At 61.4% G+C, this 22,443-nt stretch carries 23 protein-coding genes; 19 read left to right on the top strand and 4 right to left on the bottom strand.

Going from position 1 to position 22,443, the window contains the following annotated elements; all coding sequences use genetic code 11:
• Positions 1-479 precede the first annotated feature (479 nt).
• Positions 480-1,028 (top strand): SixA phosphatase family protein, encoded by a 549-nt coding sequence (locus tag KUV81_RS04270; RefSeq protein WP_222542603.1) that lies wholly within the window; start codon positions 480-482, stop codon positions 1,026-1,028.
• Here the strand turns inward: KUV81_RS04270 and pdxY are convergent, their stop codons facing one another.
• Positions 1,029-1,886, bottom strand: a complete 858-nt coding sequence (pdxY, locus tag KUV81_RS04275) for a pyridoxal kinase PdxY (protein WP_222542604.1) — start codon at positions 1,884-1,886, stop codon at positions 1,029-1,031.
• 167 nt (positions 1,887-2,053) lie between these two features.
• On the opposite strand from pdxY, the gene KUV81_RS04280 reads away from it, so the two are divergent.
• From KUV81_RS04280 to KUV81_RS04315, 8 genes are all read left to right on the top strand, one after another.
• The gene (locus KUV81_RS04280) at positions 2,054-3,091 is read left to right on the top strand and encodes an endonuclease/exonuclease/phosphatase family protein (RefSeq protein WP_222542605.1); all 1,038 of its coding nucleotides are present in this window, start codon (positions 2,054-2,056) and stop codon (positions 3,089-3,091) included.
• Between the two features lie 166 nt (positions 3,092-3,257).
• Positions 3,258-4,511 carry a transcriptional regulator gene (locus KUV81_RS04285; RefSeq protein WP_222542606.1) on the top strand — a complete coding sequence of 418 codons (1,254 nt, stop codon included), beginning with the start codon at positions 3,258-3,260 and terminating at the stop codon, positions 4,509-4,511.
• Positions 4,512-4,735: 224 nt separating this feature from the next.
• Positions 4,736-5,074, top strand: a complete 339-nt coding sequence (locus tag KUV81_RS04290; protein ID WP_222542607.1) for a YajD family HNH nuclease — start codon at positions 4,736-4,738, stop codon at positions 5,072-5,074.
• Between the two features lie 304 nt (positions 5,075-5,378).
• A complete protein-coding gene (locus KUV81_RS04295) occupies positions 5,379-5,882 on the top strand; it encodes a hypothetical protein (RefSeq protein ID WP_222542608.1) in 504 nt (167 codons plus the stop codon).
• 65 nt (positions 5,883-5,947) lie between these two features.
• Positions 5,948-6,883 carry a hypothetical protein gene (locus KUV81_RS04300; protein ID WP_222542609.1) on the top strand — a complete coding sequence of 312 codons (936 nt, stop codon included), beginning with the start codon at positions 5,948-5,950 and terminating at the stop codon, positions 6,881-6,883.
• 325 nt (positions 6,884-7,208) lie between these two features.
• On the top strand, positions 7,209-7,388 hold the full coding sequence (locus KUV81_RS19895) for an ankyrin repeat domain-containing protein (protein WP_222542610.1): 180 nt from the start codon (positions 7,209-7,211) through the stop codon (positions 7,386-7,388).
• 108 nt (positions 7,389-7,496) lie between these two features.
• On the top strand, positions 7,497-7,997 hold the full coding sequence (locus tag KUV81_RS04310) for a DUF3299 domain-containing protein (protein WP_222542611.1): 501 nt from the start codon (positions 7,497-7,499) through the stop codon (positions 7,995-7,997).
• 517 nt (positions 7,998-8,514) lie between these two features.
• Positions 8,515-9,738, top strand: a complete 1,224-nt coding sequence (locus tag KUV81_RS04315; RefSeq protein WP_222542612.1) for a MalY/PatB family protein — start codon at positions 8,515-8,517, stop codon at positions 9,736-9,738.
• Between the two features lie 67 nt (positions 9,739-9,805).
• On the opposite strand, the gene KUV81_RS04320 is transcribed toward KUV81_RS04315, so the two are convergent.
• The 3 genes from KUV81_RS04320 to KUV81_RS04330 are packed head-to-tail and all read right to left on the bottom strand — an operon-like array spanning position 9,806 to position 12,651.
• Positions 9,806-10,399: a TlpA family protein disulfide reductase gene (locus KUV81_RS04320; protein WP_222542613.1), complete on the bottom strand. Its 594-nt coding sequence runs from the start codon at positions 10,397-10,399 to the stop codon at positions 9,806-9,808.
• A gap of 12 nt (positions 10,400-10,411) precedes the next feature.
• On the bottom strand, positions 10,412-10,774 hold the full coding sequence (locus KUV81_RS04325) for a cytochrome c-type biogenesis protein CcmH (RefSeq protein ID WP_222542614.1): 363 nt from the start codon (positions 10,772-10,774) through the stop codon (positions 10,412-10,414).
• Complete coding sequence (locus KUV81_RS04330) at positions 10,774-12,651, bottom strand: heme lyase CcmF/NrfE family subunit (protein WP_315900039.1); 1,878 nt, start codon at positions 12,649-12,651, stop codon at positions 10,774-10,776. Before KUV81_RS04330 ends, KUV81_RS04325 begins: the two co-directional genes overlap by 1 nt.
• Positions 12,652-13,158: 507 nt before the next feature.
• Between KUV81_RS04330 and KUV81_RS04335 the strand changes: the two genes are divergently transcribed.
• The 10 genes from KUV81_RS04335 to KUV81_RS04380 all read left to right on the top strand — a co-directional run bounded on the left by KUV81_RS04335 (position 13,159) and on the right by KUV81_RS04380 (position 22,406).
• Positions 13,159-15,180, top strand: coding sequence for a cytochrome c3 family protein (locus KUV81_RS04335; RefSeq protein WP_222542615.1), 2,022 nt, complete (start codon positions 13,159-13,161; stop codon positions 15,178-15,180).
• Between the two features lie 48 nt (positions 15,181-15,228).
• Positions 15,229-15,651, top strand: a complete 423-nt coding sequence (locus KUV81_RS04340) for a rhodanese-like domain-containing protein (RefSeq protein ID WP_222542616.1) — start codon at positions 15,229-15,231, stop codon at positions 15,649-15,651.
• 28 nt (positions 15,652-15,679) lie between these two features.
• Positions 15,680-16,456: an FKBP-type peptidyl-prolyl cis-trans isomerase gene (locus tag KUV81_RS04345; protein ID WP_222542617.1), complete on the top strand. Its 777-nt coding sequence runs from the start codon at positions 15,680-15,682 to the stop codon at positions 16,454-16,456.
• 159 nt (positions 16,457-16,615) lie between these two features.
• Entirely contained in the window at positions 16,616-17,158 is a 543-nt protein-coding gene (locus KUV81_RS04350) for a tetratricopeptide repeat protein (protein ID WP_261389189.1), read from the top strand.
• Positions 17,159-17,191: 33 nt separating this feature from the next.
• Positions 17,192-17,902 (top strand): 4Fe-4S dicluster domain-containing protein, encoded by a 711-nt coding sequence (locus tag KUV81_RS04355; protein ID WP_222542619.1) that lies wholly within the window; start codon positions 17,192-17,194, stop codon positions 17,900-17,902.
• A gap of 2 nt (positions 17,903-17,904) precedes the next feature.
• Complete coding sequence (nrfD, locus tag KUV81_RS04360) at positions 17,905-18,849, top strand: NrfD/PsrC family molybdoenzyme membrane anchor subunit (protein ID WP_222542620.1); 945 nt, start codon at positions 17,905-17,907, stop codon at positions 18,847-18,849.
• A 50-nt stretch (positions 18,850-18,899) separates the two neighbouring features.
• Positions 18,900-19,412, top strand: a complete 513-nt coding sequence (locus KUV81_RS04365) for a nitrous oxide reductase accessory protein NosL (RefSeq protein WP_222542621.1) — start codon at positions 18,900-18,902, stop codon at positions 19,410-19,412.
• 2 nt (positions 19,413-19,414) lie between these two features.
• Positions 19,415-20,695: a nitrous oxide reductase family maturation protein NosD gene (nosD, locus tag KUV81_RS04370; RefSeq protein ID WP_222542622.1), complete on the top strand. Its 1,281-nt coding sequence runs from the start codon at positions 19,415-19,417 to the stop codon at positions 20,693-20,695.
• Positions 20,692-21,591: an ABC transporter ATP-binding protein gene (locus KUV81_RS04375; protein WP_222542623.1), complete on the top strand. Its 900-nt coding sequence runs from the start codon at positions 20,692-20,694 to the stop codon at positions 21,589-21,591. The genes nosD and KUV81_RS04375 overlap by 4 nt, the downstream gene beginning before the upstream one ends.
• Entirely contained in the window at positions 21,588-22,406 is an 819-nt protein-coding gene (locus KUV81_RS04380) for an ABC transporter permease (RefSeq protein WP_222542624.1), read from the top strand. Before KUV81_RS04375 ends, KUV81_RS04380 begins: the two co-directional genes overlap by 4 nt.
• The last annotated feature ends 37 nt before the right edge of the window (positions 22,407-22,443 follow it).

The following is a 22,443-nucleotide window of genomic DNA, read 5'->3' on the forward strand; positions in this document are numbered from 1 at the left end:
ACTAAAACGATCTTTTTTCGTCATTGAGCCATTTTTTTGTGAAAGGGCGGCAATTCGGGCAAAAAAACGCCGCCTGGCAGGGCCGGGCGGCGGCGAGAATCTCAAAAAAGAAGGGAGAGGATGAATACTCTGTAAGCTCTGACTCTGGGTTTGCAGAAGAGTTCCTGCTCTAAACCGATTTTTTTCCGCCGTTTACGTGTTGGTCTTGTCGAGGGGTCCAAAGGCAGCGGGCGAGGGTGTCACCGAGGGCGGGAAGGGCAGTGCCGGTTGGGGCAGGGGATAAAAAAACGCCACCGAACTTCGGTGGCGAAAAATACAGCGTGTTTTGCAGGGAGGATGATGAATTCCTTGCTTGGTCAGACTGGCCTTGGCGCCGTTAGTTCCCCGGGGGGCCAAAAAAATCACATAAAAAAACGCCACCGAAACTCGGTGGCGTAAAGAAACTCAAAAATGCAGGGAGATGATGTGTTGCTTATCCTTTGAGACCGGGCCGCGCATCCAAGGTTCAAAAAATTCTGGGATTTTTTGTCCCTGGCGGCCCCTTTGTTAAAAAGGAGCAGACTATCAAGCGCTTACTGATTATCCGCCACGCCAAATCCAGCTGGCGTCTCGAGGGCGTGGCGGACGAGTTTCGTCCCCTGGCCGCCCGGGGCTATCGCCAGGCCCCTCTGATGGCCAAACAACTGCCCCTGTCGCCCCAGCTGTGGCTCTGTTCTCCCGCCATCCGCGCCTACAGCACCGCCTACCTGATGATGAGTGAACTCGAGCCGGCGCCGCTGAAGATTGAGCCGGCCCTCTACCCGGGGGACCCCCGCGCCGTGCTGGCGCTGCTCTCGGCCCTGCCGGCCCGGCTGGAGCGGGTGGCTCTGGTGGGGCACAACCCGGGGCTGGAATCCCTGGTGCAGCAGATCAGTGGCGAGCCGGTGCGACTGCGCACCGCCGAGGTGGTGTTATTGGAGAGCGCGGCCACCCACTGGGCCGACTTGATGGCCGGGGCAGTGCTGACGCAGCTGCCTCGGCCGGAGTGATCAGGCCACGGATTCGGCGCTGAAGCGCTGCTCGGGGGCCACCAGTTGATCCTGGGAGGCCACCAGCAAAAGCTCGCGGCTTTGCTGGCGGTGGGTGAGGGCGAACAGGGCGTACATCGCCCCGGCCACATGCTCCAGCGCCTCTTTGAGCTGACCGGTTTGCAGGAACTTGGCCAGGAACAGCGCCGTGGTGGCATCGCCGGAGCCGTTCATCGGCGTGGGGAAGGTCAGCAGCGGGGTGCGCACCAGCCAGGCTTCGTCGTTGCTCACGGCCAGCATCTCGATGCTCTCATCCGGCGCATCCTCGCGCATCAGACTGGTGATCAACACCACCTTGGGCCCCCGGGCCAGCAGGGCGCGGGCCGCCGCCAGGCAGTCGTCCAGGGTGGTGAGCTTCTGACCGGTGAGAAACTCGGTTTCGAAGTGGTTGGGGGTGATGATGTCGGCGTGGGGGATCACCGTATCGCGAAAATGCTCCGGCACCCCGGGGCGGACAAAGACCCCGCGGTCGGTATCGCCGATCACCGGGTCACAGCAGTAGAGCGCCTTGGGGTTGGCGGCGCGCACCTTGGCCACGGAGTCGAGGATCACCTCCGCCATCTTAGGGTCGCCCATGTAGCCGGACAGCACCGCCGCGCACTGGGGCAGCACGCCGCGATCTTCAATGCCCTGCACCACCTCCGCCACCGTCTCCGGCGAGAACACCGGCCCGCGCCAGTTGCCATGGCCGGTGTGGTTGGAGAACATCACGGTGTAGACCGGCCAGACATTGAGGCCCATCCGCTGCAGGGGGAACACGGCGGAGGCGTTGCCCGCGTGGCCATAGGCGACATGGGATTGAATGGAAAGGATATTCATACTGCTGGCAGACCCTATCTGAACCGTCAAAAGGCGCGTTTTACCACAGATTTCCCCGCGGGGTCACGGCCGCGTCCTCAAAGGGTGAAACGGACGACATGGGGCTTGTGCCGGGCCTGGGAGCGTGGCTCAATGAGTTCAGGATAGTCCAGAGCCGGGGTAGGCCGATGAGCCCCCAATTGCGGATCGCCACCTTAAACCTGTTCAACTTCGTTGAGCCCCCCTGGGCCTATTACGACGCCGAGAACATCTACAGCGACGCCCAGTGGCAGGAGAAGCTGGCCTGGACGGAGCGCGCCCTGGAGCGCCTGGTGCCCGACTGCATCGGCTTCCAGGAGGTGTTCAGCCCCCAGCCACTGCAAACACTCTGCGCCAGCCAGGGGCTGGAACACTTCGCCATGGTGCAGTGGCCCGACCCCGAACCCGAAGCCTTTATCCGCGACGACCCCCGCCTGGCCCTGGCCAGCCGTTACCCCTTTATAAGCGTGGAACCGGTGTCCGTCTGCCCGGTGCTCACTCAGGCCCTGGGCCTGCCCGAGGCGTTTGCCTTCAGTCGCGTCCCCATCCGCGCCGTGGTGCAGGTGCCGGGCTTTGGCCCGCTGCGCCTTTACGTGGTGCACCTGAAAAGTCCCCGCCCGGCCTGGGAGGCCGGGGCGCTGCTGGACACGCCGCCCACCGCCGAGGCGCTGCTGGTGGATGCCATGGCCGGGGTGTCGGTGCTGGGGCGCTGGGCCAGTGCGGTACAGCGCGGCCACGAGGCGGCGATGCTCTACCAGGACTGGCTGACTCAGCAGCAGGCCGAGCCCCTGCCCACGGTGCTGCTGGGGGATTTCAATGATGAGCTCTACGACAGCGTGCTGAGTTTCCTGCTGGGCCCGGCCCGGGCGCCGCTGTTGCCCCCGGGGCTCACCGCCCTGGCGCCCACCACCTTGGAGCGCACCGCCCAGGCCTACCGATTGCAGGACGCCCACGCCCTGGCCCTGGAAGCGGGGGAGCGGCCCCCCACCCACTACTGGGGCCCCCAGGGACGGGTGCTGGACCATCTGCTGCTCAGTGCCCAATTTGACCCCAGCTTCGACCACAGCCTGGCCCAGGTGGACTGGGTGGAGGTGCTGGACAGCCATCTGGTGAGAAACGACGCCAAACTGGACCGAATGTGCTCCGATCACGCCGCCGTGCTGGCCCAGTTGTCGGTGCGCCGCTAACCCCGAGTGAAGAAAATTACCCGCCTTGATCGCAAAGTGTTAACCCCCTATCACCGCGCCATTGCGGCACTGAGAATGGGGTCACAGGGTAGGGCCGCCCCCTCTGGTACCCTGTTGTTCACAGCCTAGTACGGCCATCGCTTTACAAATCAACAAGATACAAACCATGGTGACTCTCAGCCCGACACTGGATTTCGATCCTCAAGGTGCCAGTCTCATTGACAAACGCACCGGCGAGACCATCGCCCTGACCTTCTCCGAAGCGGCCGTGCTGGCCGCGTTGTGGGAGAAGCGTGACGACATCTGCACCAAAGAGGAGCTGCTGACCGCCGGCTGGCCCGATCGCGTCGTCGCGGCCTCCTCGCTGCTGCAGTGCATCAGTCTGCTGCGCAAGAAGCTGCAGCCCTTCCCGGAAGTGGAACTCAAAACCCTGGCCCGCCGCGGCTATCAGCTCTCCGTGCGCGAGCTGGCCCCGGCCGGTGACGCCATCGAGTCCGCCGCCCGGCCCTGGCGTGCCTATCTCTCTGTAGGCGCCGTGCTTGTGTGTTTGCTGGGCCTGGTGGCCTGGTACCACAGCGACTTCCACCAGGTGCTGAAACACAGCCAGGAACTGGACGGCTTTCGCACCAAGAGCCTCACCATCGGCACCGCCCGTGGCGCGTTTCAGATCTTGGAGCAGAAGGGGCAGGACCACCCCCGGGCCACCAGCTGGCAGCGCCACTTCACCGACACCGCCGTACCCCATTTCAACCAGTTCAAGGCCGTGGGGCTGACCAGCGATTACGGCCACTCCATGGCCCTGTGCCCGGATTTCCACCTGGGCCACTGCCCCGGTGAGGGCCTGTTGAACATCACCTTCCCCGCCAACGAGCGGGTGCAGTTGGACCTGCCGGCGTTTCTGGATTTGGCCGAGGCGATGGAGGAGCGGATCCGCTACAACCGCATCCAGCTGCCCAAGGCGCCGGACTTCCAGGGCAAGCTGGTGGAGCAAATCTACCAGGGCGACCTCTATTTCCCCGCCAACGACCGACTGCTGATCCGCACCGATCACGCCCTGTCGCTGGTGTACCGGGACAAGGACAGCGGCGTGCTCTCCGCCAGTTTCTGCGTGACGGACCAGGACTGCATCACCTCACCCATCAAGTACCGCATTGAGGGTAGCTTCAAGCGCTATGAGCGCACCCTGGACGACGGCGTGATGGAGGTGTTCCACGTCAGTGTGACCGACAAGCAGCTGTTCACCCCGGAGCGGGTGAGCCCCTCGGCGCTCATCTTCTACCGCGAACTGCGCCGCCACAGCCTGAGCGAGGACGAACTGGTGTTCTACCGCCTGCACCAGGACGCCGAATCGGCCCTGTGGATCCTCCCCTATATGGGCCAAACCCTGGCCTGGATGAAGCGCAGCGAACTGAAGATGTAGCGGGCCTGAGGGTAGGGAAGCGCTATTTCGCCACCCCTCAATACCCCCTGACGACTGACTCAAAAGACAAAGCCCCGCAATGCGGGGCTTGGTCATATTGAACGTCGCTATGTAACAGCGGCTTGGCGCCAAGTTGTACCGTTCGCTGTTTGGGAGGGCGGTGGCGATTCAAAGCCCGTGTTCTTGTTATAGTGGCGCTTTCAATTGGCATTCACGGAGGCCTGATGGCCATCATCCCCAAAAACTATGCGTCGCTGGAGCAGGGCTACCGCGACAAGGCATTGAAGCTGTTTCCCTGGGTGTGCGGCCGTTGTGCCCGCGAGTTTCAGTACTCCAACCTGCGGGAACTGACGGTGCACCACATCGACCACAACCATACGAACAACCCCTCTGATGGCTCCAACTGGGAACTGCTGTGCCTGTTCTGCCACGACAACGAGCACGAGAAGTACACTCATGCGGCGCAATATGGCAGTACCGTGCAGGCCGGTGAAGATCTGAAGCGGGAAACCGCCACCCACAACCCCTTTGCCGATCTCAAGGCGATGATGGCCAAGAAGTAGCCCCGAGAATCTTAATAGTGAGAAGGCCCCGATTCTGTCGGGGCCTTTTTATACCTTGCTTTGACTACAACTCTAGGCGTCAATCTTAGGGATGGGCGAGCCAGCGCCAGCCTAAGCCGTTCGCTGGGGTGGCTCATATTCACCAATTGGATTCTCTGTTTCACTCAGAAGACAGCGGGAACAGAACCTAAGTCATTGATTGAATTCCAATCACTTGCTAGCGTGGTCTCACTTTCGCCGGTGTTAATGCGACCCCAAATGTGCCGCCGGCGCAATAAACACACTGTTATACCCTAGGAGTAAAATGGACATTCAGAGTATCGCTTTAGGATTTTTAAGCGGAGTTCTTTTGGCTCTGATTGGTGGTTTGATAAACCATAAAATCAAGACCAAATCAGAAGAACAGAAAGCTATTGAAAAGGCAGAATATGAGCTTTTTCTGAAGTTGAATGACTTATACCAATGGTATTTCTGGCTAGCAACTAACGAGCTTCACAAGAAAGAAACCGATAACGAAATAATCACAACTATCCATAAGATAGCAGTAGATATTGGGCAAGAGCTTCATAAAAATGAAGACAGTGAATTCACTGAGCAATTACTTCGCATCCTCTACGATGAAAGTTATGAAACGTATAATCAACGCTGGAAAGCTATGAGTGCTTTATCAGAGTTGATGGGCAAAAAAGTTACACCAAAGCACTATAAATTTTTAAAACAGTTAAATGACTCAAATTTAACTTATATGGCAAAATCAGGCTTTATACCCAAAGCACCAGGAACGTCTCGCTTTCGGCTGCGGGTATAACAAGTAAATCCAGGTGACGCCTACGGCGCACCTGATTTAGGCGTTAGCTATACAAGGGTAGAATTGTGTTTATATATGCATCAGGATTGGATAGGTACATTGACCAAAGACGGCAAAAGGTAATTGACAGTAACCAAGACACTATCGATCAAATAAGAGCGCTTATTGGTGTATTTAACCATAAACCGTTGGTTGAAGAGCTAACTATAAAGATTTTGGAGTCAATCGAGCGCTGCTTTAAAGATATTGAAAGTCAACATGACTCAACGCTATTGCTTATCTCTAATCTAAGATTCTTGTTCGAGACATGCATAACAACAAGAATTCTAGTTAATGAAGAGTCGTTTAAATACAAGTTGAGATACTCTATATACAAGCACCAGCTTGAAAAGTCGAAGAGTCTTAAAGAGTACGCTTTAATAGATAGGAATAGACTTGACGCTTTGTCAATTGATGAGGCTGCGTTAGAGATACACGCACCGGATTTGGAACTAATCAAGGAACGTAGAAAAGCTGTTGATAAACTATATGATGATCTCGACAAGGAGATATCAATATTCCTTGATATGGCTGAATATAACGGGGCGGATTTTCATAAAACACATATAGATTCATTCTTATCTCAGCACGAAGAAAGAGAAAAGAGAATAGAAAACGAATGGGCAGAGGTAAGAAAAGAGCTGCTTAAAAACGAAGAGGCGAAAAGCCTTTTTGACTTTAAAGGACAGGCGAGTCGGGTTGAGAAAGAACTTAAGGACAGTCGAAGTTGGAAGAGCAAGGCGGAAAGTGTTGGGCTTCTGGAAATGTATAATTTTATATATGACTACACAAGCTCGTTGCTTCACAGCACTTCGTATTCTTTGTTGGTGCCAAATCAGCTTGAAGAACCGGAAAAGTTGATGATATTAGGTTTGGCGACCCGAATAACACGAGACGCTCTAACAAATCTATGCAAGTTTTCGAATGTTCCAAATATGAAAGTAATTAGTGTTGATAGCTAACAAGCCCAATCAGAAGTGTGCACTACGTGCGCGGGATCTCGCTACGCTCGTCCCCTGTTGGGAGCGTTATTGCAGACCTGTGGACGGTCGCTTTGCGATCAAATCAGACAATTTGAGCTTTTAAGCTTACGCAGTTAAAACGCGACAAACCAAAAGCGCAGACACCTTGGATTATGAAAATCTGCGCTTCTCCTTATTGGCAGCAACGCTCCCTTCAAATCTCTCCACTCACACCACCAGCTCCGGCAACTCCATAATCCCATGGCGGCGGTAGGGTTCGGCCAAGGCAAACCCAGATGCACTAGGTGGCTATGATAGCTCTACAGTGTTGTTTCAAGCTGCCAAGCACACAAGGACTGAAAAGGTTAAGTTACTAATAGAATACGGAGCGGATGTTAATTTCCAAGACATAATTGGCAAACAGCACTCCATTGTGAAGTTCTTCAGTCGCAAGTCTGAAGTTCTATCGCGCCATGCCATCGACTGGCTGGACCGCTGGAGCTGAGGATTTGCGCAATCCTGTATAGACCCTTTTCCTGTCGTGGCCGCGTCTTGAGGTAGCGGTAGGATGTGATTAAGCTGCGACGTCGCACTGTTTCGGGTTGGGATTGAGATGAGAGCTCTTCTGCTGTTTGTCAGCGCCATACTAATGCACGGTTCCTTGCTGGCAGAACCTTTAGAGCTGGAGTGGAAGGATCTGCGCCCCCTCATTGAGTACGAGCGCGAGCAGGAGTGGTTCGAGAACTTTCAGCACGGCCCCGATGACGATGATGAAAATGATGAGATCGACTGGGTTCAGCCGGAAGGGGAGATCCTGACCGAGTTTGATGGCAAAACCGTCAAGCTGCCGGGCTTTATCCTGCCGCTGGAAGGCGACGACACCAAAGTCACCGAGTTTATTCTGGTTCCCTATTTCGGCGCTTGCGTGCATGTGCCCCCGCCGCCGCCAAACCAACTGGTTTACGTGGTGTTTGAGCCCGGTGTGCCCATGGACATCATCTGGGATGCGTTCTGGATTGAAGGCGAGATGAGCGTCAGTACCTACGATATGGGTGACTTCCAAGCTGGCTACACCATCCACGCCACCAAGGCTTACTCCTACTCAGAGGAGTGACCTGTCCTGTCAGCTGAGCTCGTTGTCGCTCCGCTGGCTTCCCCCTTCAGAGGGTTCCCCCTGGTATCAGTCAGCCCGGTCCGGCTCGTGCCTCGCAATTCTAGTCGGCCAGCCTAGTCCCGCTAAGTGGAGTGTTATTGCGGGTCTAAGGACGGTCGCTTTACGACGAAGCCAGACATCTTGAGCTACAGAGCTTGCCCAGTTCAAACCCGACAAAGCAAAAGCGCAGACACCTTGGATTATGGACATCTGCGCTTATCGCTACTGGCAGCAACGCCGCCTTCAAATTTTTCCAATCACACCATCAATTACGACAACTCCACAATCCCGTTGCGGCGGCAGGGCTTGGCCAGCAGGGAGACGCTGCAGGTGGGACTCGTGAGGTTCAAGTCGTAGAGGGTGGGGAAAGGGCCAGAGAAACGCCTGCCCAGTTTTTTGCGTCCTTTGGGGTAGGGGCGCGTCTATGTGAGCAAGTTAAGTGAAACTGCGCTCGCAATGGCCGAGCCCTGGAGACCCAATGCGCCCCTTTGATACTCCCCTGTCCCGCGACAACAACCGTTTTATCAAGCACGACCCCAAGATGCTGACCCAGCTCTATGGCCGTGACGATGTCACCCCCTACTGGGTGGCGGACATGGATTTTGCCGTGGCCCCGGCCATCACCGACGAGCTCAAGCGCCTGGTGGAGCGCGGCGTCTACGCCTACGAGTTCGACAGCCAAGGCCTCTACCGGGCCATCAGCGATTGGTATCTGAAGCGTCATAACCTGGCCCTGGCGACCGACGGCTTTGCCCAGGTGCCCGGGGTGCTCTCCGGCCTGGCGATGCTGGTCAACCGCTTCTCCGAGCCGGGGGAGGGCGTGCTTATCCAAACCCCCGCCTATCACCAGTTCGCCAAGCTCATTCGCAGCAACGGCCGAGAGGTGGTGGAGAACCCGCTGCGTTTTGAAGGCGGGGCGTACCGGCTGGATCTGGCGGACTTCGAGGCCAAGCTGGCCAGTGGCACAGTCAAAATCGTCTTGCTGTGCAACCCCCATAACCCCACCGGCCGGGTGTGGCGTGAAGAGGAGCTCAAGGCCCTGATGGCCATTGCCGAGCGCTACAAGGTGCTGGTGGTCAGCGATGAGGTCCACGCCGACATCCTGCTCGATGGCCACCGCTTCACCAGTGCGGTGGGCCTGGGCTATGACAACGTCATCGCCCTTTTGGGCTCACCGGCCAAAACCTTCGGCATGCACAGCATCGCCACTGGCTTTATCTACAGCCCGAGGGCGGAACTGATTGAGGCGGTTAAAACTCAGGTGGACGCGCTTTATCTCGGCCATGGCAACGCCCTGACCACCTTTGCCACCCAGGCGGCCTACCAACACGGCCGCCCCTGGCTGGATGCGATGCTGGCCTACCTTCAGGAGACGGTGGATTGGGTGCAGGCCTTTTTGGATGAGGCCGTGCCCGAGGTGACGCTGGTGCGCCCCGAGGGCACCTACCAGGTGTGGCTGGAGATGTCGGCCCTGGGGCTGACGCCGGAGCAGCTCAAGGTACTGTACGCTGAAGCCGGCGTGGGGCTGACGCCGGGCAACTGGTTTGGCGGCGACTACGGCCAGTTTGTCCGGATGAACATCGCCTCGCCCCGGGCGCAAATTCAGGACTCCCTGCGGGCGCTCAAAGCAGCCATCGACAATCGAGACGCCATTACCAAAGGCTGCAGCGCGCCCCAGTCCGCCGGCAATGGCTGTTGCTAAGTCGATGAGTACGCCCTGACAGCTGCAAAGAACAACGCCGCCCATTGGGTGGCGTTTTTTGTGGGCATTAACCGGCGCTGGGTGGCTCGGCGTACTTGTCGATAAGCTGGTCGAGGTAGGCGGGGATCGCCTCATCCTCCCAGTCCAGGTAGCCGCGGACAAAGCCGATAAGGTTGCCTTCGCCATCGAACAGGTAGGTGGCGGGCACCACGTTGACCGGCACGGTGGCGCCGATGCGGTGCTCCGGGTCGTACCAGGTGGCCATCTCCGGCTCGCCAATCTGTTTGAGCAAAGCCCGCACGTCGTCCGGCAGGGTGGCCTCCTGATCGATGTTGAGCGGCACCACGGTGAGGCCACGGCCCTCGTAGGCCTTGCGGATCCGCTCCATCTCCGGCAACTCCTTGCGGCAGGGGCCGCACCAGGTGGCCCAGAGGTTCAACAGCACCACCTCGCCCCGGTGATCCGCCAGGCTGACGGCCTGGCCCGCGTCGTTGGTGAAGGTGGTCTCGGGGGCTTTGCGGGCCTGGGAGAACTCAATCAACCGGGAGAGCACCATGGGCTTGGGGATGGGCTCACCGGTGGCGTAGGCCTTCTCCAGATGGGAGGTGGCGTGGGCCGGCAGGCACAGGGCCAGGCCGAGAAACAGGGCAGACAGTCGCATGGCAGACTCCAATCAACGACGGCGGGCGGACCAAACCAGGCCCCCCACCAGCAAACACAACAGGCCCAGGGGCCCAAACCAGAGCAGGGCGGTATCGGCGGCCAGCTTGGGGCGGTAACGAATTTGCGGCCCGTAGCGGGCTTCGAGCTCGGCGATCACCGTCTTCGAGTCCGCCCCGGCCAGCACACGCTCGGCGATGCGGGCCTTGAGCTCGAAGGCGATGGGGGCCTGGGACTCCAGCACAGTCAGGTTTACCGAGGCGGGGCAGCGCAGCTGAGCGGCGATCGCCTCGTAGGCCTGGCGCTGGTCCCGGTCCAGCTCGGTGGCCTGGGCCAGGGAGCCTACGCACAGCAGCAACAGCATCAGGATGCGCATCAGTGGGCCTCCGTTTTGCGCGGGCGGCGCAGGCCGAGCAGGCCGCCGAGCATCATCAGTCCCGCCCCCAGCCAGAGCCCGTTGATGCCGGGCTTGTGGCTGATGCGGATAAGAAATTCACCGTCCTCCAGCTCCGGGCCCATGGAGAGGTAGAGATCCCCCATGGGGCGGCGCAGCAAGGCGGATTCGGTCAGCTCCGTCATGTCGTCCAGGTAGGTGCGCCGCTGGGGCAGCAGGTAGCCGCTGACGCTGTCCCCTTCCTCGACCCGGATCCGGGCCTGGGTGCCGATGAAGCCGCGCCCCTCGATGGACTCGGTGGCCTCGTACACCAGGGTGTAGTCGGCCAGCACCCGGCCCTTGCCCGGGCCCATGCGCACCATGGCGTTGTCCTCGAAGTGGGACACCGCGGTGGCCCCCAGGATGGCCACCGCCAGCCCCAAGTGGGCCAGGGTCATCCCCAGGGGGCGCGCCTCCAGCAGCCGGGCCGGGGCGTGCAGGGCCCCCAGCAGCAATGCCATCAACAGGGCGCTGGCGCTGGCGATGCCGGCAAAGAGGGCGGGGTCACGCAGCTCCGGGTAAAGCACCGCCACCGCAGTGACACTGACCAGGGCGCTCAGGGCCACCAGGGCCACCGCCATGGGTTTGCGCTCGCCCTTGGGCAACAGAGCCAGGGCGGCGAAGAGGGCGCACAGGCAGGTGATGGGCACAAAGAGGCTGTTGAAGTAGGGGGGGCCGACGGAGATCGCCCCCAGGTTCAGTACCCGGAACAAAATGGGGTAGCAGGTGCCCAGCAGTACGGCAAAGGCGGCCACCAGGGTCAGCATCGCGCCAAACAGAGTCAGCCCCTCGCGGCCCTTGAGCGGTGCCGGGTGGGATTTGGGCAGTCCGCGCCAGGCCATCACCGCCAGGGCCGGGCCCACGCTCATCACCAGCAACAACAGCAGCGCCATGCCCCGGTTGGGAGCGGCGGCGAAGGCGTGCACCGAGTCGATCACCCCGGAGCGCACCAGGAAGGTGCCCACCAGGCTCAGGGCGTAGCCGAGGATGCACAGCCCCAGGCTGGTGGCCTGCAGGCTCTGGCTGCGGCGGTTGAGGTAGAGCAGGTGGAGCAGGGCGGTGGCCACCAGCCAGGGGATAAAGGAGGCGTTCTCCACCGGATCCCAGAACCACCAGCCCCCCCAGCCCAGCTCGTGATAGGCCCACCAGGAACCAAAGGCGTTGCCGCCGGTAAGCACCACCCAGGTGGCCAGGGTCCAGTGGCGCAGCCAGTGGGTCAGGGCCGGGCCGCTGAAGCGCTGCCACAGGGCGGTGACCGCCCCGGCAAAGAGCACGGTAAAGCCGATGTAGCCGAGGAAGATGAGCGGCGGGTGCAGAATGAGGCCGATGTCCTGCAGCAGCGGGTTGAGATCGCGCCCCTCGACGGGGACGTCGGGCAGCAGCCGGGCAAAGGGGTTGGAGGTGAGCAGGATTACCAGGTTAAAGCCGGCCACCAGGCCGCCCATCACCGTTACCACCCCACGCTGGAACTGCTCGCACAGCTTGCGACTGAAGGTCAGCGCCGTGGCCGCCAGGGTCAGGCCGCCACTCCAGAACAAAAAGGAGCCCTCGTGGCCGCCCCAGAGCGCGGCGATCTTATAGGGCCAGGCCAGGGTGGAGTTGGCGTTGTTGGCCACGTAGGCGACGGAGAAGTCGTTGGTCAGGAAGCTGACGGCCAGGGTGAGCACCGACAGGCCGGTCAAGGCCGCCATCAGGGCCACCAATCCGCGCTGGGTTTTCCAGCGGTAGGTGCCGTGCTGTCGATACAGGGGCAGGGCGAACACCGCAGCCGCCATCAGGGTGCTGAGTATTAAAGCGAAGTGTCCAATTTCCGGGATCACGATGTACCTCGTTTCACCGCTGAGGCGTTATATAGGCCAAAAGTGAAATAACCCTTGGCCGAAAGGAATGAAAAAACTCTACCACTGTAAATCGTCGAGTTACTGCCCCTGATGAATAAACTGTGAGCCCAGTCCCTTAATTAGTCAGGGGCAAAAATGCATCAAGGAGATAAAGAGTTTTTCCCACTGGGTATAGGGTGAGAAATCAACCCAGCCTGTGGCGAAAACGGAGGAAATCAGGCTTTTTTAGGTCTCAAAATCGGCTGATTTAGGCCTGATTAACCCTAACGGCAATGTCTTTAAGTGCCTGTGTAAAAAGATAAATATGGCAAATGTTGGGGTGGGCTGGGCTGTTATGGCTCAATGGAAAATAAAATGTGAACTTCAACGGGGTTTTTCGTCTGCCTGGAGGCTTCAATGGCCAAACCTTCCCGATGTGAGCCATGGGAACTGTCATTATTTTTGGCGGGGTTTCATCGGGAGGGAAATATAAATTAGGAGATGTTGATGAAAACCTGGAAACTCCAGGCGACCGTTGCGGCCTTAATTTGCAGCACCGCTTCCGTGGCTTTTGCCGCAAGCGATGCCAGCACAGGACCGGCCCCCAAAATGTCGCCCCAAGCCCAAATGATTTTGAACAGCCCCGATGGTACGGAAGAGACCAAAGGGGTGAAAACCCTTCACGATTACATCGTGCAGGAGAAAGAGCTGTTCGACTTCCTGTTCGAAAACCACCCCATCTTCAGCACCTACGGCCCGGAAGGTCGGCTGGTGGGCACCCCCCACATCAGTGACCGGGGTGAAGAGTACCTGCACACCGGTAACTCCGAGGCCTACAGTGCCGAGAAGGGTCGCCCCACGGCCGTGCAGTACCGCCTGGGCGCCAAGTCCATCCTGGACTACCCCAACAAGTTCGTCGGTCCTGAGAAGTGCGGTGAGTGTCACGCGGTGCAGTACGAGAAGTGGAAACGCTCCCGTCACGCCAACACCATCCGCTTCCCCGAGCACATGGCCGAAGCGCCCAATGGCGACCTGAACGCCGGCCTGTACGGCACCGAGGCCTCCATCCTGCCGATGGGGATCACTGCCGACTCCATCTACGCGGTGGTGGGCACCCCCCGGACCAAGTACGGCTTCATCGACCCCTACCTGGTGCGCGGCACCTACCACGTGAAGGGCGGTCTGCTCAAAGACGGCACCGGCACCCTGATCGCCGGCGGCAACCAGTTCTCCCGTAACTGGGCCGAGTTCTTGACCCCCGAGATGGTGAAGAAGATCAACGCCGCGATCCCCGAGTTCCCGGTGGTGATGGACGATCACGGCAAGATGGGCTCCGAGGTGTGGGGGATGAACTCCTACGGCTCCAGCTACAAAGACAAGCTGTTGTTCCAGCCGGCGGCCTCCTACTGCGAGGTGTGCCACACCTTCAAGTTCGATTTCCAGGACAAGCAGGAGTTCTTCGACGCCCTGGGCGATCCGGAGAAACTGCGTGAGCACACCATCTCCCGTGGCGTGGCCTGTGAAGAGTGCCACGGCGCCGGTGCCCACCTCGACGGCGGTGTCGGCAACATGCAGTCCAACTGTGAGCGTTGCCACCAGCGCTTCGACTACAAGCCGCAGATCGCCACCGGTCCGGACTCCAAGCCCGAAGACGCCTTCGGTGTGAAGATGAAAGGGGCCTGCCCCTCCTGCGGTACCGAAGGGTCCCAGATGTTCGGCTCCAAGCACTACGACAAGGGGATGCGCTGCACCACCTGTCACGATCCGCACGAAGTGACCGACGGCAACTACCTCTCCGGCTTCACCAAGACCAAGCAGAAGACCGCCTGTGCCGACTGTCACGACGCGCAGCAGGAGATCCACGCTCAGTCCAAGGCCCACGGTGATAAGGAGTGTTCCTCCTGCCACATGCCCAACATGGGCAGCTGCGAGAAGTTCACCTCCATCCAGTTCTCCGATCACGCCGGCTTCGACAACGTGCGCGCTTCCCACGTCTGGAACATCGATGTGCACCCGAACCGCAAGACGCTGAACCCCGGTGAAGGTCAGCCCCGCGACGGCAAGGGCAAAGACTGGACCATGGCCAAGGACGAAGAGGGTTACACCTACCTGGATCTGATGTGGTCCTGTGCCCGGACCTCCGCCTCCGACCGCAACGTGGTCAACGGCAAGGGCTGTCACAGCCAGTTCCAATCTGAGCTGGACGCCGGTCTGCACTTCGAAGACCAGATGGAGATCTACGGCGAAGTGATGAAGTGGCAGGAGCCCATCAAGGAGACCCACGGCAAGGTGGTCAAGGCGCTGGAGCGCATCGACCAGCTGATGAACGTCACCCGCCTGTCCACCTCCGACAAGGCCCAGGTTCTGCTGCTGGTCGATAAGGCCCGCGACGGCGTGGCCAAGATCGAGAAAGACGGCTCCTGGGGTGTCCACGGCTTCGACTACTCCAAGCGCATCATCGATGACGCCTGGATCTACGTCCAACAAGCCCAAGCCATGCTCGACGGCGGCGACTACGTCGGCGAGTAAGGCCCAACCCGGCCCCGGCGTACGCCGGGGCCTTCAGGAGTCACAGACATGAGCCAACGCATTGCCACCATCGCCCTGCTGGCCAGCCTGTTCTGCCCCGCGGTACTGGCGGGGGCAGGGGGAGAGCTTCGGCCCGCCCCGGTGTACGAGACCGACATTAAGTACATCAGCATGCTCGAGGCGGAGCAGAAGGTGGGCCAGCCCGGCGTCATCTTCTACGACGTCAACGTGCTGGAGATCTGGGCCGATGGCTACATCCCCGGCGCACTGCACTTCTTTGTCGACAACTGGAAGGACCTGCTGCCCGAGGACAAGGACGCCGAACTGATTTTCTACTGCGCCAATCGCCTGTGTAACGCCAGCGAGATTGCTGCGCATTCGGTCAAGGCGCTGGGCTACACCAACGTCAGCCAGATGCCCGAAGGGATCTTCGGTTGGCGGATGTCCGGCCGAGTCACCGAAAAACCCTGAGCTAACGCCCAACCAAAGAGACAAGATTATGACCTCCTTTAGCAAACGTACCCTGGCCGCACTGGCCGTCAGCACCGCCCTGTTCACCCTGCCGGCCCTGGCGGCCGACCTGGAGAACGAGTCCTACAGCATCGGCGCGTCCTTCGGTAAGTACCTCTCCGGTCAGTTGGAAGGTCAGAAGGATCTGGGCCAGGACGTCGATCTCGATGCGCTGATGGACGGCGTGGAAGACGCGCTCAAAGGCGACACCCGCCTGGACGCCGAAGCGATGCTGGACCACCTCAACGCCCGCGCCGAACGCCTGAACACCGCCCTGCAGGACAAGCAGCAGGCGGAGATGGACGCGCTCAAAGCCGCCAACGAGGCCTACCTGACCGAGAACGCCGCAAAGGATGGCGTGGTGGTGACAAAGTCCGGCCTGCAATACCAGGTGCTGGCCGAAGGCGAAGGCGACAAGCCGTCCGCCGAAGATGTGGTGACCGTCCACTTCAAGGGCTGGACCATCGACGGCACCCAGTTTGAAAACACCTACACCAAGGGTGAGCCCTCCAAGATGAGCCTCATCCACACCATTCCCGGTTGGGAAGAGGGCGTCCAGATGATGTCCCCCGGGGCCAAGTACCGCTTCGTGGTGCCCGCCAGCCTGGCTTACGACATCCAGGACCCAAAGTCCGCTATGGCGCCGCACTCCGCTTTGATTTTTGAAATTGAGCTGATCGCCTTCACTGAGCCCAAGGCCGGCAACTTCGGTCACGGGGCCTCCATGGGCGGCGCCTCCATGGACGACGCGCTCCAGCTGCAATAAGCCCGTTTTTGCCAACCCGATCGGTCGATGATGTTAGAGGTTCCGATGACCCCATTAGCCTTGCCCTTAGTGGCGCTTCTGCTCTGCGTTTGCGGGATTCTGCTGCTGCAACACCAGCGGTGTGCGGTGCGGTGTCCCTCGCCCGGCAAGGTGTTCCCAATGGTCCTGATGTCCATTCTCATCCTCCCTGCAATGCTCCTCTACGGCCAGTTGGGCCGCCCGGGGGATTGGGACACCGGCACCGTCGATCATCGGGTTGGCTACCTGCTGCAAAAAACCATCAACGAAGACCGCCTCGCGCTGGACGCCAGCCCGTCGGATCCCGAGCGCCATCTCACTCTGGCGCGCAGCCTCGCGGCGGGCGGCCAATACGACGAGGCGGTCTCCGTGATGGAGCAACTGCTGGCCCAGCAGGCCCCCCAGGCTTCCTGGCTCGGGCTCAAGGCCAGCTACCTCTACTACCGGGACGGGCGCACCCTCAGTGATGACGCCCAGGCCCTGGTAGACCGGGCCCTGACCCTGGACAGCGCGGACGTGACCACGCGGATGCTGCTGGCCAACCGGGCCTACCTCGGTGGCCACTACCCAGAGGCCATCGGGCATTGGGAGGCCCTGTTGGCCAGCGACACCGCCCAGGTGAACCGAACTGCCATCGGTAACGCCATCGCCAAGGCGCAGGCGCGGCTGGACGCGGCCCAGTAGGCCCCCTGTTTCCATAACAACGAGGATGATGATGTGAACCAACTGAAGCTACACCGGCGCCAGTTCCTGCAAGGGCTCGGCGCGGGGACCGCGGCGGTGACCCTGGCATCGTGCACCAGCACGGAGGAGGGCGCCGAGGGCGAAACCCGGCCTCACTACGTGATGATGTTCGATCAGACCCAGTGCACCGGCTGTGGCCGCTGCAAGGACGCCTGCAACAAAGCCAACCACCTGCCCGAAGGGATGGCCCGTCTGGCGATGGAGCGACAGAGCGACCGGGTGGAGGGCGACGTCTGCCCCACCTGCGGCAAAACCCAGTGCAACTGCGATCGCAAGTACGTACGGGTCTCCTGCCAGCAGTGCCAGAAAGCCCCCTGCGTCATGGTGTGCCCCACCGGTGCCGCCTACCGCGACGAGGCCACCGGCATCGTTTCCATGGACGGCAGCAAGTGCGCCGGCTGCAAGTACTGCATCGGCGCCTGCCCTTACAACGCCCGTCAGATAAACCCCGACACCGACGTGGCGGACAACTGCGACTTCTGCCTGCACAGCAAACTGGCCAAGGGCGAACAGCCCGCCTGCGTCCAGGCCTGCCAGTACGGCGCCCTGGTATTCGGTGACGCCAACAACCCCAACAGCTACGTCAGTCGTCTGCTGGCGGTGAAAAACACCCAGCGGATCCGACCCCATCTGGGCACCGAGCCCAGCCTGCGTTACGTCGCCAAACTCAAGCCGGAGGTGTGAGCATGAACGGCATCGACTTTACCACGGGCCTGGGCGGCGCCATCGCCTGGCCCTGGCCCATCGCGGTCTACCTGTTCTTCGCCGGGATCTCCGGCGGGGCGCTGTCGGTGGCCATGCTGATGCGCTTCTACAAGGGTCAGACCGGCAACACGCCGCTGCTCAAGGCCGCCAGCGTGGTCTCCGTGGTCACCATCCTGCTGGGCATGCTCTGCCTGGTGTTGGATCTGACCAACCCGCTGTTTTTCTGGAAAATCCTGGTTTTCTACAACTTTAACTCCGTGATGTCCCTCGGGGTGGTGGTGCTCTGCCTCTACATCCCGCTGACCATGGTGATCGCCGCCTTCGCTCTGCGGGACGAGCTGGCCCGGGTGCCGCAAATTGCCTTCCTGCTGCCCTGGCTGGATCGCCTGGCGGGCCTGCGTCGCCCCTGCGAATGGGCGGGGCTCATCAGCGCCGTGGCGGTGTGCGCCTACACCGGTTTCCTAATCTCCGCCCTGGTGCGCTTCCCCATCATCAACTCCTCCATCCTGCCCGCGCTGTTTGTGGTTTCCGGCCTCTCCGCCGGCACCGCGGTGGCCAAGCTGGTGGCGGTGAAGCTGTTTGGCGAAGACCTGCACAGCAGCGAGATGCACCTGCTGCACGGCGCCGAGTGGCCCATCATGGCGGTGGAGGCGATGTTCCTGTTCATGCTGTTCAGTGGCCTCATCTTCGGTGACGCCGCCGGCAACGCCGCCATGGCCGCCTTCTCCGAAGGGGTGTGGGGCGCGCTGTTCTGGTTTGGCGTGGTGGGCCTGGGCTTTGCCCTGCCACTGGCCTTCAACTTCGCCTTCGGCACCCGTTTCGCCCACTCACACCGGGCCTTCTACCTCACCTGCGCCAGCGTGGTCAGCGGCATGATGTGTCTGCGTCTGTTCCTGCTGATGGGCGGTCAGGTGTACGGCCTGTAGTGGCGTTCGCCGGGGGCAACCCCGGCGCTTTTTCTCCCTGGAGTTTTGCTATGCGCACGTTTCTTTTCCTCGCCGCCGGCCTGATGCTGGCCGGCTGCTCCGAAGCCCCGGCCCACAATGTCTCCCCCATCGCCCAGATTGAGCAGCAGGACCGCTGCCACCTGTGCGGCATGGTGGTGATCCAGCAGCCCGGCCCCAAGGGCACCGCGGATCTGGCCACCGAGCAGCGGCTGAAGTTCTGCTCCACCCGGGATCTCTTTGAGTTCGCCCTGCAGCCGGACAATCGCCGCCAGGTGGTGCAGCTTCTGGTGCACGACATGGGCAGCAGCGACTGGTTCCGCCCCGACGACGAGCAGTTCGTCGACGCCGAGTCCGCCTGGTACGTCTACGGCTCCAACCGCAAGGCTGCCATGGGCCCGGCCCTGGCCACCTTTGCCCATCAGAAGGCCGCCCAGGCCTTTGCCGATCAGTACGGCGGCCGCCTGTTCCAGTTCGACGACATCTCCCTGGAGCTGCTGCGCAGCCACAAGGGCGGTCAGCACGCGGCCCACCAGGGCCACTGATCATGCGCCTGCGCGGTCTGTTCGCCCTGGCCCTGTTGCTGAGTGTCCCGGCCTTTGGCCGCACCCTGCTGGTGGCCACACCGGAGCAGCTCAGCCCCCAACTGGCCGCGGCCCAGGAGGGCGACACCCTGCTGCTGGCCCCCGGCCAGTACACCGGCCCCCTGACGCTCGATAAACCTCTGACGTTGGTGGGCCAGCCGGGCACCGAGCTTGTTGCCGTTGGCGGTGGGTCGGTGCTGGTGATCGACGCCTCCGACGTCACCGTGCGGGGGATGACCGTCAAAGGCGCCAGCCAGGCGCTGTTTGGCAAGACCGCCGGGATCCAGGTGCTGGCGGGGCACGAGCGGGTGCGCCTCGAGGCCAACCGCATTGAGGGGCAGGGCTTTGGCATTCGTGCCGACGGTGCCCGGCATCTGAAGATCCGCCGTAACCACATCGGTGGCGATCCGGCCCTGGCGCTGGTGCTGCGTGGGGATGGGATCCACCTCAACGGCGTCGAGGAGGCCTGGGTGGAGGAGAACCGCATCGAGCGGGTGCGCGATGGCGTCTATCTGGAGAGCAGCCGCGACATCAGCGTGCGCGGCAATCTGATGGCCGATCAGCAATACCCTTTGCACCTGATGTACGCCGAGGGGATCCAGGCCTGGGACAACCAGGCCGAGAACGTCGCCGGCGGCTGGGCGCTGATGGACTCCAAAGAGGTGGAGCTGCACCACAACAGCGTCACCGGCGCCCGGGAGTTTGGCATTTTGCTCAACATGACCGAGCAGGCCCGGGTGTGGGAGAACCGGGTAAAGGGGGTGCACAACCCCGACAGCCAGGATCTGTTCGACGGCCAGGGCAAGGGGCTGTTCATCTACGGCGCCTCCGGCAACACCGTGTTTCGCAACCGCTTCGAGGACAGCGAAATCGGCATCATGATGGCCCTGGGGGGCGAGGACAACCAACTCTACGCCAACGCCTTTGTCCATAACCGCACCCAGGTGAAGTACCTGGGGGAGCAAACCGTGGTGTGGAGCCACTGCGGCGTGGGCAACTACTGGAGCGGCTACGACGGCTACGACCTGGACGGCAACGGCGTGGGGGACACCCCCTTTCGGCCCAACGACGATCTCGACCGCCTGTTCTGGCTCTACCCCGAAGCCCGCTTTTTGCTCGACAGCCCGGTGGTGCGGGTGATCCGCTACCTGCTGCAGCGCCGTCCCGCCGCCACCGGCCCCGGGGTGGTGGACTTAACCCCCCTGATGACGGCCCCGCTTTCCACACTGGAGTCCCCCCAATGACCCAACCCGCCCTCTACGCCCGCGCCTTGCGTAAGGCTTACCAAGGCCACGAGGCCCTAAAAGGGGTCGACGTTACCCTGGCACCCGGACAGATGCTGGCCCTGCTGGGCCATAACGGCGCCGGCAAAACCACCCTGATGAAACTGATCCTGGGCCTTTTGACCCCTGACGGCGGCGAGCTGTCGGTGCTGGGGGCCCAGCCCTGGGACCGGAGCCAGCGCCATAAGCTGGCCATCGGTTACCTGCCGGAGCAGGTGAGCCTCTACCCGCAGATGACCGGCGAGGAGCTGCTGAGCTACTTCGCTGACCTGCGTGGCGTCTGTCGCCAACGGGTGGGGGAGCTGCTGGCGGAGCTGGATTTGGCCCACGTCGCCTGCCGCGCGGTGGGCCAGTACTCCAAGGGGATGCGCCAGCGTTTGGGGCTGGCCCAGGCCCTGTTGGGGGAGCCCAAGCTGTTGCTGTTGGATGAGCCCACCGTGGGGCTGGACCCGGACTCCTCCGCCTACCTATACCACTGCCTGGCCCAGCAGGTGGCCCGGGGCTGTGCGGTGATCGTCTGCACCCATGAGCTGACCCTTATCGAGCCCCATTTTGACCAGGCGCTGATCCTGGCTGGCGGTCAGGTGCGCGCTGCCGGCACCCTGGCCCAGCTGCGCCGCCAGGCGGGGCTCAAGCACCGCATCATACTGGACCGGCCCGCCGGCGCTCTGGCACAGGACGCCATGCTGGCTCCCCTGTACCGGCACCAGACCCAGAGTCTGCTGGTGGAAGCCGAGCAACGGGCGGAGGTGATCGCCCGCCTGGCCAAACATCAACGGATGGACTTTACCGTCACCGCCCCCAGCCTGGCGGAGATCTACCACCATCACCAAGGCACCCTGGAGGTGGCCCGATGAACCCCGTCCTGGTCATTGCCCGCAAGGCCTTCAAAGATGGCCTGCGCAGTCGCTGGCTGGTGAGCCTGACCGGCTGCTTCTTTGCCCTCTCCCTGGCGTTGGCGCTGTTTGGCTCCGCCGCCACCGGCACCCTGTCCCTGGCCCGCTGGCAGGACACCCTCTCCACCCTGGCCACCCTGGCGGCGGTGCTGATCCCGCTGATTGCCATCCAGCTGAGCTTTGACAGCTTTGTCGGCGAGCGGGAGGAGGGCACCCTGCTGTTGATGCTCTCCTACCCATTGCACCGGCGGCAGATCTTGCTGGGCAAGTTCGCCGGCCAGGGGGGGATCCTGGCGCTGACGGCGCTGATGGGTTTTGGCCTGACCGGGCTCATCCTCTTTGTGATGACGCCGGAGGCCCAGCGCCAGGGGCTGGGGGCGGCCTTTGCGCTCTTTATCCTCTCGGCGGTGCTGCTGGGCTGGGTGTTCATCGCCCTGGGTTACTGGGTGAGCCTGGGCGCCCAGAGCAAGGGCCAGGCGGCGGCCAAGCTGTTCGCCCTCTGGTTCGGCTTTGTGCTGCTCTATGATTTGCTGCTGCTGGGCTTGCTGGTGGGGCAGGGCAGCGGGGCCTGGGGGCGGGGATTGATTCTGTTAAACCCCGTGGACCTGTTCAGGCTGTTGAACCTGATGGCGATGGAGCACGAGTCGGTCACCGGCGTCCTGTCGCTGTTTCGCGATGCCGCCCTGGGACCGGGCTGGATGCTGCTGGCGATGCTTGCCTGGTTGGGGGCGCTCTTGTGGCAAGCCCAGCGACGCCTCAGCCGGTTAAGCCTCTGAGACCAGACCAGATACCGGGTTTGAGACCCCGGTTGGC

The sequence above is a fragment of the Ferrimonas balearica genome, assembly GCF_019802085.1.
GTDB classification, from domain to species: Bacteria; Pseudomonadota; Gammaproteobacteria; order Enterobacterales; family Shewanellaceae; genus Ferrimonas; species Ferrimonas balearica_B.